We start from the raw sequence: 12,641 nt of genomic DNA, 5'->3' as shown, positions 1-12,641 counted from the left end.
AGACATCTTTTAATGCTCAGGGAGATGATAATGAAAGCCTTTGACTGGCAGAGGATGGCGCTCGATAAAGTGCCGGTGGAATTTCTCGGCGAGGTGGCGTTGCGCAGCCTCTACACCTTCGTTCTGGTCTTTATTTTCCTCAAAATTACCGGACGGCGCGGCGTGCGGCAGATGTCGCTGTTTGAAGTGCTGATTATTCTGACCCTCGGCTCGGCGGCGGGGGACGTGGCGTTTTATGACGATGTTCCGCTGTTGCCGGTGCTGGTGGTCTTCGTCACGCTGGCGCTGCTTTATCGCGGCATCATGTGGCTGATGGGGCATAGTGAAAAGCTGGAGGATCTGCTGGAGGGCAAGCCTATCGTGGTGGTGGAGGAGGGGCAACTGGCATGGGAGAAACTGCATGCGGAAAATATGACCGAATTCGAATTTTTTATGGAGCTACGGGTCAACAGCGTCGAGCAGCTCGGCCAGGTGCGGCTGGCGATCCTTGAAACCAATGGCCAGATCAGCGTGTTTTATTATCCCGATGACGAGGTGAGGGCCGGGTTGTCGATTCTCCCGACGCACTGCACCACGCGCTATACCACTATTCCTCAGGAGGGGATCTACGCCTGCGTACGCTGCAGCATCGTGATGGCGATGCAGGCGGGAGAAAAGCGAATATGTTCCCGCTGCGCAAATGCAGAATGGTCGAAGGCCAGCCGGGCGAAACGACTCACCTGACAGCAAATATGTCGGTTTTATTACGTCAAGCCGATAGATTCTGTTGTGTGACGGCTGCCGCGTTTTGCCGTCGGCGAGTTTTAGCCATTGCGGACCGTGTCACTGAATGATAAAACCGATAGCCACAGGAATAACTTATGCCCGCGGCGGTTCGCGGGCAAAACAACATAGCAACGTGGTGAGGGGAAATGGCTCAGGTCTATAACTTCAGTTCGGGCCCGGCAATGCTGCCGGCGGAAGTACTCAAACTGGCTCAGCAGGAACTGTGCGACTGGCACGGTCTGGGTACGTCGGTCATGGAAATCAGTCACCGTGGTAAGGAGTTCATCCAGGTGGCAGAAGAGGCAGAACAGGACTTCCGTTCTCTGCTGAATATCCCTTCCAACTATAAAGTGTTGTTCTGTCATGGCGGCGGCCGCGGCCAGTTCGCCGGGATCCCGCTGAACATCCTCGGCGATAAAAACGTCGCTGACTATGTGGACGCTGGCTACTGGGCCGCCAGCGCGGTCAAAGAGGCGAAGAAATACTGCACGCCTAACGTCATCGACGCGAAAATCACCGTCGACGGCAAGCGCGCGGTCAAGCCAATGAGCGAGTGGCAGCTGACGCCGGGCGCGGCGTATCTGCACTACTGCCCGAACGAAACCATTGACGGTATCGCGATTGACGATACGCCGAACTTCGGCGACGACGTCATCGTGACCGCCGATTTCTCCTCCACCATTTTGTCCCGCGAAATTGACGTCAACCGCTTCGGCGTGATCTATGCCGGCGCGCAGAAAAATATCGGCCCGGCAGGGTTGACGCTGGTCATCGTGCGTGAAGATCTGCTGGGTAAAGCCAGCGTGGCCTGCCCGTCAATCCTCGACTACACCGTGTTAAGCGAGAATGACTCGATGTTTAACACGCCGCCGACGTTCGCCTGGTATCTGGCCGGTCTGGTGTTTAAGTGGCTGAAACAGCAGGGCGGCGTTACCGCGATGGACAAGATCAACCAGCAGAAAGCCGAACTGCTGTATGGCGTGATCGATAACAGCGGCTTCTATCGTAACGATGTGGCGCAAGCCAACCGCTCCCGTATGAACGTGCCGTTCCAGCTGGCGGACAGCGCGCTGGATAAACTGTTCCTTGAAGAGTCGTTTGCCGCCGGGCTGCACGCGCTTAAGGGCCACCGGGTGGTGGGCGGCATGCGTGCCTCCATCTACAACGCGATGCCGTTAGACGGCGTGAAGGCGTTAACCGATTTTATGCTGGACTTCGAACGCCGCCACGGTTAATCGCCCGTTTCTTTCTTCCTCCCCGCGGCCTGTCTGCGGGGTTTTTATTCTGTTTGTTTGAGAGTGAAGTTTGATGGATTCCCTGACGTTACAACCCATCGCACGCGTAGAGGGCACCGTGAACCTGCCAGGTTCGAAAAGCGTCTCCAACCGCGCGCTGCTGCTGGCCGCCCTGGCCCGCGGCACGACGGTGCTGACCAACCTGCTGGACAGCGACGATGTGCGCCATATGCTGAATGCCCTGAGTGCGCTGGGGGTTCAATACACCCTGTCTGCTGACCGTACCCGCTGTGAGGTGACCGGCAACGGCGGCCCGCTGCATGCCGCAGCGGCGCTGGAGCTGTTCCTCGGCAACGCCGGTACCGCGATGCGCCCGCTGGCGGCAGCCCTGTGCCTTGGCAGCAACGATATCGTGCTGACCGGCGAGCCGCGAATGAAAGAGCGCCCGATCGGCCATCTGGTGGATGCCCTGCGTCAGGGCGGCGCTCAGATCGACTATCTGGAGCAGGAAAATTATCCGCCGCTGCGCCTGCGCGGGGGGTTCCAGGGGGGCAATGTTGAAGTTGACGGCAGCGTCTCCAGCCAGTTCCTGACCGCGCTGCTGATGACCGCGCCGCTGGCGCCGCAGGATACTGTGATCGCCATTAAGGGCGATCTGGTGTCAAAACCCTATATCGACATTACGCTGCACCTGATGAAAACCTTCGGGGTTGAGGTGGACAACCAGTCTTATCAGCGCTTTGTGGTGCGCGGCAAGCAACAGTATCAGTCGCCGGGGGATTACCTGGTGGAAGGGGATGCTTCATCGGCCTCGTATTTCCTTGCCGCTGGCGCCATTAAGGGCGGCACGGTGAAAGTCACCGGTATCGGCCGCGGCAGCGTACAGGGCGATATTCGTTTCGCCGACGTACTGGAAAAAATGGGCGCCACCGTCACCTGGGGCGACGATTTCATCGCCTGTACCCGTGGCGAGCTCAAGGCTATCGATATGGATATGAACCATATCCCGGACGCCGCGATGACCATCGCCACCGCCGCGCTGTTCGCGCAAGGGACCACCACGCTGCGCAATATCTACAACTGGCGGGTCAAGGAGACGGACCGTCTGTTCGCCATGGCGACCGAGTTGCGTAAAGTGGGCGCCGAGGTGGAAGAGGGTGAAGATTATATTCGCATCACCCCGCCGGCGACGCTGAAGTATGCTGAAATCGGCACCTATAACGACCACCGGATGGCGATGTGCTTCTCGCTGGTGGCGCTGTCTGATACGCCGGTGACCATCCTTGATCCGAAGTGTACGGCGAAAACCTTCCCCGACTATTTTGAGCAACTGGCGCGGATCAGTACGCCGGCCTGAATGACGCGAATTTAAGGTAACAACGCCGACCCTCAGGTCGGCGTTTTTTTATCTCTGCTTGTCGGACAGGAAACTAAATGCTAGCCTTGCTTGCTTGTAAATATAGGATTTATAAGCATTTATTATGCTAATCAATGGATGATTGATATGAGAAATACAAAAGTAATGCTGGCTTTGGCCGTTTCCGCCACGTTGTTGGCAGGTTGTAAAAATATGCAGGGGATGGACACCAACGCCCTCGTCAATTCAGGAATGACGGCTTACAAAGCGGCGACGCTTTCTGACTCTGAAGTCAAAACGCTTTCCGACGATGCCTGTAAGCAAATGGATAGTGAAAATAAACTGGCTAGTGCATCAAGTAAGTACACCAAACGTCTGAACAAAATTGCCAAAGCGTTAGGAAATAATATCAACGGCACGCCGGTAACCTATAAGGTTTATATGACATCCGACGTCAACGCCTGGGCAATGGCCAACGGCTGCGTCCGCGTCTATAGCGGCCTGATGGACATGATGACCGATAATGAAGTTGAAGCGGTTCTGGGCCATGAGCTGGGTCACGTAGCGCTCGGACACTCGCGCAAAGCGATGCAAACCGCGTATGCGACTATTGCCGCACGCGATGCAATTTCAGCGACCAGCGAAGCGGCTGCAAGCTTGTCTAAATCTCAGTTGGGCGATATCGCTGAGGGAATGATCAACTCTGCGTTCTCCCGCTCGCAGGAGTCGGATGCTGATGATTTCTCTTACGATCTGCTGAAAAAACGCAACATCAGCACTCAGGGGCTGGTGGGCAGCTTCGACAAACTGGCCAGCCTTGACGCCGGCCACAGTAAATCTCTGTTCGATTCACACCCGCCTTCAACTGAACGCGCGCAGCATATCCGCGACCGTATCGCTGCAGATAAAAAGTAAAACTGCCTCATCTTCCGGGCTGATGCTCTATCAGCCCGCTATAATTGCACAATTCTTCCGCATGAGATTTCCAGTTATCTGTAATTTAAAAGCAAGACTCACTTTCCGCCGAAGAGATGCGTATAATGCGCGGCGTTTAGATATTTATGCGCCTTGCTGAAGGAGAAAAAGATGACGGCAACAGTTCCGGTAATCACCATTGATGGGCCTGGCGGTGCGGGTAAAGGTACGTTGTGCAAGGCAATGGCGGAAGCGCTGGGCTGGCATCTGTTAGATTCAGGCGCGATCTACCGCGTTCTGGCGCTGGCGGCGCTGCATCATCATGTTGACGTGGAGTCCGAAGAGGCGCTGGTGCCCCTGGCTGCCCATCTTGACGTGCGCTTTATTTCTACTGACGGCAACCTCGAAGTGGTGCTGGAAGGGGAAGATGTCAGCGGCGAAATTCGCACCCAGGAGGTCGCGAACGCCGCCTCGAAAGTGGCGGCTTTCCCTCGCGTTCGCGAAGCGCTGCTGCGTCGCCAGCGCGCCTTTCGTGAACTGCCGGGGCTGATTGCCGACGGGCGCGATATGGGCACGGTGGTTTTCCCGGACGCGCCGGTGAAAATTTTCCTCGATGCCTCGGCCGATGAACGGGCGCATCGCCGCATGCGGCAGTTGCAGGAAAAGGGCTTTGATGTTAACTTTGAACGTCTTTTGTCCGAGATAAAAGAGCGTGACGATCGCGATAGAAATCGCGCCGTGGCGCCGCTTGTCCCGGCTGCCGATGCATTAGTTCTCGATTCAACCGAACTAAACATTGAGCAAGTGATTGAAAAAGCGCTACAATATGCGCGCGAAAAATTGGCCGTTGCGTAAGCCTTAACCGGTCACGCGCCGAAGCCTCCGAATTATAGCAGTACCCCGCGGCAATGGATGGTCAGCGGGTATGTGAAACAACCCCATCCGGCACGGAGCCAGGTGGACGTTAATATTAACCTGAAGATTAAACATGACTGAATCTTTTGCTCAACTGTTTGAAGAATCCTTAAAAGAAATCGAAACCCGCCCGGGTTCCATCGTTCGTGGTGTTGTTGTTGCTATCGACAAAGACGTAGTACTGGTTGACGCCGGTCTGAAATCTGAGTCCGCCATCCCGGCTGAGCAGTTCAAAAACGCCCAGGGCGAGCTGGAAATCCAGGTTGGTGACGAAGTTGACGTTGCTCTGGATGCAGTAGAAGACGGCTTCGGTGAAACTCTGCTGTCCCGTGAGAAAGCTAAACGTCACGAAGCTTGGATCACGCTGGAAAAAGCTTACGAAGACGCTGAAACTGTTACCGGTGTTATCAACGGCAAAGTTAAAGGTGGCTTCACTGTTGAGCTGAACGGTATTCGTGCGTTCCTGCCGGGTTCCCTGGTAGACGTTCGTCCGGTGCGCGACACGCTGCACTTGGAAGGCAAAGAGCTTGAGTTCAAAGTCATCAAGCTGGACCAGAAGCGTAACAACGTTGTTGTTTCTCGTCGTGCCGTTATTGAATCCGAAAACAGCGCAGAGCGCGATCAGCTGCTGGAAAACCTGCAGGAAGGCATGGAAGTCAAAGGTATCGTTAAGAACCTCACTGACTACGGTGCATTCGTTGATCTGGGCGGCGTTGACGGCCTGCTGCACATCACCGATATGGCCTGGAAACGCGTTAAGCATCCGAGCGAAATCGTAAACGTTGGCGACGAAATCACTGTTAAAGTGCTGAAGTTCGACCGCGAGCGTACCCGTGTATCCCTGGGCCTGAAACAGCTGGGCGAAGATCCGTGGGTAGCTATCGCTAAACGTTATCCGGAAGGTACCAAACTGACCGGTCGCGTGACCAACCTGACCGACTACGGCTGCTTCGTTGAAATCGAAGAAGGCGTTGAAGGCCTGGTTCACGTTTCCGAAATGGATTGGACCAACAAAAACATCCACCCGTCCAAAGTTGTTAACGTTGGCGACGTAGTGGAAGTAATGGTTCTGGATATCGACGAAGAACGTCGTCGTATCTCCCTGGGTCTGAAGCAGTGCAAATCTAACCCATGGCAGCAGTTCGCGGAAACCCACAACAAGGGCGACCGTGTTGAAGGTAAAATCAAGTCTATCACTGACTTCGGTATCTTCATCGGCCTGGACGGCGGCATCGACGGCCTGGTTCACCTGTCTGACATCTCCTGGAACGTTGCAGGCGAAGAAGCAGTTCGTGAATACAAAAAAGGCGACGAAATCGCAGCAGTTGTTCTGCAGGTTGACGCAGAGCGTGAGCGTATCTCCCTGGGCGTTAAACAGCTGGCGGAAGATCCGTTCAACAACTACGTTGCTCTGAACAAGAAAGGCGCTATCGTTGTTGGTAAAGTGACTGCAGTTGACGCTAAAGGCGCAACCGTAGAACTGGCTGACGGCGTAGAAGGTTACCTGCGTGCTTCTGAAGCATCCCGTGACCGCGTTGAAGACGCAACTCTGGTTCTGAGCGTTGGCGACGAAGTTGAAGCGAAATTCACTGGCGTGGATCGTAAGAACCGCGTAGTGAGCCTGTCTGTACGTGCGAAAGACGAAGCGGAAGAAAAAGACGCTATCGCTACCGTGAACAAGCAGGAAGACGCGAACTTCTCCAACAACGCCATGGCTGAAGCGTTCAAAGCAGCGAAAGGCGAGTAATCTTTGTCATTCAGGTAATAACAACCTGAATAGTGACGAGTTTACTTGACAGATTGCAGGATTCGTCCTGTAATCAAGCACAAAGGGCGGCTACGGCCGCCCTTGTTTAAGCTGTTAGCTAATTTTTGCCTTGAAGGAAACCGGAGGAATAATGACCAAGTCAGAATTGATTGAAAGACTTGCCAGCCAGCAATCTCACATTCCGGCGAAAGCGGTGGAAGATGCTGTTAAAGAAATGCTGGAACATATGGCCTCAACGCTTGCTCAAGGTGAGCGCATTGAAATCCGCGGTTTCGGCAGCTTCTCTCTGCACTATCGAGCACCTCGCACCGGACGTAACCCGAAAACTGGTGATAAAGTCGAACTGGAAGGTAAGTACGTTCCGCACTTTAAGCCCGGGAAAGAATTACGTGACCGCGCCAATATTTATGAAGGGTGAGTTGCACGACGTGCAACCTGCCTGACGATAAAAGCACCTTTGGGTGCTTTTTTTGTACCCGCCATTTGCGTTCCGCCTCGCAAAACAAAAGTGCCTGACTGCAAGCGTGACGATTGTCTGGAACGCTGCGCGCGCGCCTGAATACTGCCCCAGGACGCCAGCCTCGCTTTGCGTAACACTGCCCGCTCACAGGGAGGTGTTTATGCGTCTACCATGGCTTGCCGGATGCGCCATCATCGCAATACTGCCGCTACTCTGGCTACCCGCGTTGCCGGGGCCGGGCACTCTGGCGGTCGCCGGCGTACTGGCGATATTTCTGACCCGTCTGCGCGGTACGGTCGTCGCCGTTGTGGCGGTGACGCTTCTGCTGATGGTCTGGGGAGTTTTAAGCGCGTATCAGGCGCTGTGGCCAACGCAGCACCTCACCGGCGCCGTCCGTCAGGCGGAAGTGATCCTTCACGAGACGGATGGTCAGACCCTGCACCGCGGGCAGATTGTGCGCCTGGCTGGTCGCTTCCTGTTCCCTCCGGTTGGCGTGACTTTATACGGGGAACTTGCACCTGCGCCCGTCTGCGAGGGGCAGCGCTGGATGATGACGCTGCGCCTGCGGCCGGTGCATGGGCAGCTCAATGACGGGGGCTTCGACAGCCAGCGCTATGCGCTGGCTCAGCATCGGCCGCTGAGCGGGGGGATCGTCGCCGCTTCCGCGATGGATACCCGCTGCAGTCTGCGCGCCCGCTACCTGGCGTCGCTGACCCGGCGATTGCAGACTTATCCCTGGCATCCGGTGATGCTGGGGCTGGGAATGGGGGAGCGGCTGGCGCTGCCGGCGGAGATAAAAGTCCTGATGCAGAACACAGGCACCTCCCACCTGATGGCTATCTCCGGTTTGCATATTGCCCTCGCGGCTTCCCTGATCGTGCTCCTGCTGCGCGGATTACAGTCACTTTTACCGGGGCGCTGGATCGGCTGGCGGCTACCGCTGCTGGCAGGGCTGGCGGGCGCCGTCGGCTATGCCTGGCTGACCGGTATGCAGCCGCCGGCCCTGCGCACTTGCGTAGGGCTTGCGGTCTGCTGTGCTTTACGTTTGTCGGGTCAACGCTGGACGGCGTGGCAGGTGTGGCTCTGCTGTCTGGGGGCGATACTGGTTGCCGATCCGTTAGCGGTGTTGTCGCAAAGCCTGTGGCTATCCGCCTTCGCCGTGGCGGGGCTGATCTTCTGGTACCAGTGGTTACCGCTGCCTGACAGCCGCTGGCGCTGGCCGTGGAAAGCCCTGTTCGCCCTCGCGCATTTGCAGGCTGGCGTGACGCTGCTGCTGATGCCGCTGCAACTGCTGCTCTTCCACGGCATAAGCCTGACGTCGATGGCCGCCAATTTGCTGGCGGTACCGTTAGTGACCCTGCTGGCGGTGCCGCTCATTCTCGCCGGAATGCTGCTGCATCTCACTGGACCGGAGATGGTGGCGTCGCTGATCTGGCTGGCAGCCGATCGCGTGCTGGCGGTATTGTTCTGGGGGTTACGACGTTTACCGGACGGCTGGCTGACGTTGGATGCCCGCTGGCTCTGGATCAGTAGCCTGCCGTGGCTGCTGGTGATGGGCTGGCGTTTTCAGAGCTGGCGACATTCGCCGGCGCTGTGTCTGAGCGTGCTGTTTTTGCTGACGCGGCCATTCAGCCGGCAACCGCCCGCGGACCAATGGCAGGTGACGATGCTGGATGTCGGGCAGGGGCTGGCGATGGTGATCGAGCGTTACGGCAAGGCGTTATTGTACGATACCGGGCCGGCATGGCCGCAGGGCGACAGCGGTCGACAGGTGATTATCCCGTGGCTGCGCTGGCACCATCTGCAGCTGCAGGGGATTATGCTGAGCCACGAGCATCTTGACCATCGCGGCGGCCTCGAATCGGTGCTGCAGGCATGGCCGCAGGCGTGGGTGCGCAGCCCGCCAGGCTGGTCGGGTCATCTGCCGTGCCATCGCGGCGAGCGCTGGCAGTGGCAGGGACTCACTTTCCAGGCGCTGTGGCCGCTGCCGGGCAGCACGGCAAAGGGAAATAATCACTCCTGCGTGGTGCGGATCGATGACGGTCGCTCCAGCATCCTGCTGACCGGCGATATAGAACGTCAGGCGGAGCAGGCGATGATCAGCCGCTACTGGCAGCATCTGGCGTCTACACTTATTCAGGTTCCCCATCACGGCAGCAACACCTCCTCCAGCGAGCTGCTGATCCGGCGGGTGGATGGCGCGGCCGCGCTGGTTTCCGCTTCGCGCTACAATGCGTGGCGGATGCCCTCGCAGAAGGTCGTTCAGCGTTATCGCCAGCGGGGGTATCGCTGGTTCGCCACGCCGCAGCAGGGGCAGATATCGGTGGTTTTTTCTGCAGAAGGGTGGCAAATCCATAGCTTACGGGATCAAGTTTTACCACGTTGGTATCATCAGTGGTTTGGCGCGCCCGCCGATAACGGGTAGAATATGCGGCTATTTCAACACAAGCTGGTTTATTGAATGCAGAACGATAAAGATCTCTCCACGTGGCAGACCTTCCGCCGACTTTGGCCGATTATTGCACCGTTTAAAGCCGGGCTAATCGTAGCGGCGGTGGCGTTAGTGCTTAACGCGGGCAGTGACACCTTCATGTTATCGCTTCTTAAACCGTTATTGGATGATGGTTTTGGTAAAACGGATCGCTCAGTGCTGCTATGGATGCCGCTGGTGGTTATCGGGCTGATGGTGCTGCGTGGGATCACCAGCTACATCTCGAGCTATTGTATCTCCTGGGTTTCCGGCAAAGTGGTGATGACCATGCGTCGTCGCCTGTTCGGTCACATGATGGGTATGCCGGTGGCATTCTTTGACAAGCAGTCTACCGGGACGCTGCTGTCACGTATCACCTATGATTCCGAGCAGGTCGCTTCCTCTTCTTCCAGCGCGCTGATCACCGTGGTCCGCGAAGGGGCATCGATTATCGGCCTGTTCGTGATGATGTTCTATTACAGCTGGCAGCTGTCGCTGATCCTGATCGTACTGGCGCCTATCGTGTCGGTAGCAATCCGCGTGGTCTCCAAGCGTTTTCGCAATATCAGTAAGAATATGCAGAACACGATGGGGCAGGTCACCACCAGCGCCGAGCAGATGCTGAAAGGGCACAAAGAGGTGCTGATGTTTGGCGGCCAGGAAGTGGAAACTAAACGTTTTGATAAGGTCAGCAATAAAATGCGCCTGCAGGGGATGAAGATGGTTTCCGCCTCGTCTATCTCCGACCCGATCATTCAGCTTATCGCTTCCCTGGCGCTGGCCTTTGTCCTGTATGCCGCCAGCTTCCCGAGCGTGATGGACACCCTGACCGCCGGGACCATTACCGTGGTCTTCTCCTCCATGATTGCGCTGATGCGTCCGCTGAAGTCGCTGACCAACGTCAATGCCCAGTTCCAGCGCGGGATGGCGGCATGCCAGACGCTGTTTGCGATCCTCGATTCCGAGCAGGAAAAAGATGAAGGTACGCGCGTCATTGAGCGGGCGAAAGGCAATCTCAAGTTCGAGAACGTCACCTTTACCTATCCGGGTCGCGAAGTGGCCGCGCTGCGCAATATCAATCTCGATATCCCGGAAGGGAAAACCGTGGCGCTGGTGGGACGCTCCGGGTCGGGTAAATCGACCATCGCCAGCCTGATCACACGCTTCTACGATGTCGACGACGGGCAGATCCTGCTGGATGGCCACGACCTGCGCGAGTACAAGCTGAGCTCGCTGCGCGACCAGGTCGCGCTGGTTTCACAGAACGTGCACCTGTTCAATGATACCGTCGCTAATAACATCGCTTATGCCCGTACCGAAGAGTACAGCCGCGAGCAAATTGAAGAGGCTGCGCGGATGGCCTACGCCATGGACTTCATCAACAAGATGGACAATGGCCTGGATACCATCATCGGCGAAAATGGCGTGATGCTGTCCGGCGGCCAGCGCCAGCGTATTGCTATCGCCCGTGCGCTACTGCGTAACAGCCCGATCCTGATCCTCGATGAAGCCACCTCGGCGCTGGATACCGAGTCCGAACGTGCGATTCAGGCGGCGCTGGATGAGCTGCAGAAAAACCGCACCTCGCTGGTTATCGCCCACCGTCTGTCAACCATTGAGCAGGCTGATGAGATCGTGGTGGTTGAAGACGGGCGGATTGTGGAGCGCGGAACGCACCACGACCTGCTGGAGCATAAAGGCGTATACGCCCAGCTGCATAAGATGCAATTCGGCGAATGATCGCGCGCATCTGGTCCGGTGAATCGCCGCTGTGGCGCCTGCTGCTGCCGCTCTCCTGGCTGTATGGCCTGGTGAGTGTGGTGATTCGCCTAAGTTATCAGCTGGGGTGGAAAAAAGCCTGGCGCGCGCCTGTGCCGGTGGTGGTGGTCGGTAATCTGACCGCCGGCGGCAATGGTAAAACGCCGGTGGTGATCTGGCTGGTGGAGCAGCTGCAACAGCGGGGCATTCGCGTTGGGGTGGTCTCCCGCGGCTACGGCGGTAAAGCCGAACGCTACCCGCTGGTGTTAACTGACCGGACCAGTACGGCGCAGGCAGGTGATGAACCGGTGCTCATCCATCAGCGCACCGGCGCGCCGGTGGCTGTCTCTCCACTGCGCAGCGACGCGGTGAAATCGCTGCTCAGCGCGCACGATCTGCAGATTATCGTGACCGACGATGGTTTGCAGCACTATAAGCTGGCGCGGGACCGGGAAATTGTCGTCATCGACGGCGTGCGCCGCTTTGGCAACGGCTGGTGGCTGCCTGCCGGGCCGATGCGTGAGCGGGCGTCGCGCTTGCAAAGCGTTGATGCGGTTATCGTCAACGGCGGCGTGGCGCGTCCGGGAGAGATCCCGATGCAGCTGCGTCCCGGGATGGCGGTCAACCTGCTCACCGGTGAACGTCGCGATGTCTCTACCTTCACTAACGTGGTGGCAATGGCCGGCATCGGCCATCCGCCGCGCTTTTTCGCCACCCTCGAAAGCAGTGGCGTCCAACCGGTCAAAACCGTGGCTCTGGCGGACCATCAGGCGCTGAGCCAGGCCGATGTCGCCGCCCTGGTAACCGCCGGGCAGACGCTGCTGATGACCGAAAAAGACGCCGTGAAATGTCGCGATTTCGCCGCTGCGAACTGGTGGTATTTACCGGTCGACGCCATAATGGCCGATGAACGCGCACAGCGGTTGCTTGCGGACTTAGCGACGTTGGCGCAACGTTAACCGACGCGCCAGCTTTGCTCGCCGCTGTGCTGGAAATCC

Annotated in this window: 10 protein-coding genes; all 10 read left to right on the top strand. The window is 57.3% G+C overall.

What is annotated here, in order from left to right; genetic code table 11:
• Positions 1-30 precede the first annotated feature (30 nt).
• The 10 genes from QLG03_RS06685 (at position 31) to lpxK (ending at position 12,602) form a co-directional block, all read left to right on the top strand.
• The gene (locus QLG03_RS06685) at positions 31-723 is read left to right on the top strand and encodes a DUF421 domain-containing protein (protein WP_023289017.1); all 693 of its coding nucleotides are present in this window, start codon (positions 31-33) and stop codon (positions 721-723) included.
• 188 nt (positions 724-911) lie between these two features.
• Positions 912-2,000 carry a 3-phosphoserine/phosphohydroxythreonine transaminase gene (gene serC / locus QLG03_RS06680; RefSeq protein WP_048334596.1) on the top strand — a complete coding sequence of 363 codons (1,089 nt, stop codon included), beginning with the start codon at positions 912-914 and terminating at the stop codon, positions 1,998-2,000.
• 73 nt (positions 2,001-2,073) lie between these two features.
• Positions 2,074-3,357 carry a 3-phosphoshikimate 1-carboxyvinyltransferase gene (gene aroA / locus QLG03_RS06675; RefSeq protein ID WP_044521915.1) on the top strand — a complete coding sequence of 428 codons (1,284 nt, stop codon included), beginning with the start codon at positions 2,074-2,076 and terminating at the stop codon, positions 3,355-3,357.
• Positions 3,358-3,504: 147 nt separating this feature from the next.
• Positions 3,505-4,272, top strand: a complete 768-nt coding sequence (locus QLG03_RS06670; RefSeq protein WP_233673175.1) for a M48 family metallopeptidase — start codon at positions 3,505-3,507, stop codon at positions 4,270-4,272.
• 171 nt (positions 4,273-4,443) lie between these two features.
• Positions 4,444-5,127 (top strand): (d)CMP kinase, encoded by a 684-nt coding sequence (gene cmk / locus QLG03_RS06665; protein ID WP_023289021.1) that lies wholly within the window; start codon positions 4,444-4,446, stop codon positions 5,125-5,127.
• A 133-nt stretch (positions 5,128-5,260) separates the two neighbouring features.
• Complete coding sequence (gene rpsA / locus QLG03_RS06660; RefSeq protein WP_002898162.1) at positions 5,261-6,934, top strand: 30S ribosomal protein S1; 1,674 nt, start codon at positions 5,261-5,263, stop codon at positions 6,932-6,934.
• A gap of 151 nt (positions 6,935-7,085) precedes the next feature.
• The gene (gene ihfB / locus QLG03_RS06655) at positions 7,086-7,373 is read left to right on the top strand and encodes an integration host factor subunit beta (RefSeq protein ID WP_002898165.1); all 288 of its coding nucleotides are present in this window, start codon (positions 7,086-7,088) and stop codon (positions 7,371-7,373) included.
• A gap of 202 nt (positions 7,374-7,575) precedes the next feature.
• Positions 7,576-9,840: a ComEC family protein gene (locus tag QLG03_RS06650; protein ID WP_255988112.1), complete on the top strand. Its 2,265-nt coding sequence runs from the start codon at positions 7,576-7,578 to the stop codon at positions 9,838-9,840.
• Positions 9,841-9,876: 36 nt separating this feature from the next.
• Entirely contained in the window at positions 9,877-11,625 is a 1,749-nt protein-coding gene (msbA, locus tag QLG03_RS06645; protein WP_004201387.1) for a lipid A ABC transporter ATP-binding protein/permease MsbA, read from the top strand.
• Entirely contained in the window at positions 11,622-12,602 is a 981-nt protein-coding gene (gene lpxK, locus QLG03_RS06640; RefSeq protein ID WP_110238030.1) for a tetraacyldisaccharide 4'-kinase, read from the top strand. The genes msbA and lpxK overlap by 4 nt, the downstream gene beginning before the upstream one ends.
• The last annotated feature ends 39 nt before the right edge of the window (positions 12,603-12,641 follow it).

It is taken from the genome of Klebsiella sp. V115_8, from assembly GCF_029967715.1.
Classification (GTDB): Bacteria; Pseudomonadota; Gammaproteobacteria; order Enterobacterales; family Enterobacteriaceae; genus Klebsiella; species Klebsiella quasipneumoniae.
This window is presented reverse-complemented; position numbering and strand designations above follow the sequence as displayed.

Excerpts from the sequence above, each read along its gene's own strand:
- cmk (WP_023289021.1), top strand. The coding sequence starts at position 4,444 with ATGACGGCAACAGTTCCGGTAATCACCATTGATGGGCCTGGCGGTGCG.
- msbA (WP_004201387.1), top strand. The coding sequence starts at position 9,877 with ATGCAGAACGATAAAGATCTCTCCACGTGGCAGACCTTCCGCCGACTT.
- serC (WP_048334596.1), top strand. The coding sequence starts at position 912 with ATGGCTCAGGTCTATAACTTCAGTTCGGGCCCGGCAATGCTGCCGGCG.
- QLG03_RS06650 (WP_255988112.1), top strand. The coding sequence starts at position 7,576 with ATGCGTCTACCATGGCTTGCCGGATGCGCCATCATCGCAATACTGCCG.
- lpxK (WP_110238030.1), top strand. The coding sequence starts at position 11,622 with ATGATCGCGCGCATCTGGTCCGGTGAATCGCCGCTGTGGCGCCTGCTG.
- ihfB (WP_002898165.1), top strand. The coding sequence starts at position 7,086 with ATGACCAAGTCAGAATTGATTGAAAGACTTGCCAGCCAGCAATCTCAC.
- QLG03_RS06670 (WP_233673175.1), top strand. The coding sequence starts at position 3,505 with ATGAGAAATACAAAAGTAATGCTGGCTTTGGCCGTTTCCGCCACGTTG.
- QLG03_RS06685 (WP_023289017.1), top strand. The coding sequence starts at position 31 with ATGAAAGCCTTTGACTGGCAGAGGATGGCGCTCGATAAAGTGCCGGTG.
- aroA (WP_044521915.1), top strand. The coding sequence starts at position 2,074 with ATGGATTCCCTGACGTTACAACCCATCGCACGCGTAGAGGGCACCGTG.
- rpsA (WP_002898162.1), top strand. The coding sequence starts at position 5,261 with ATGACTGAATCTTTTGCTCAACTGTTTGAAGAATCCTTAAAAGAAATC.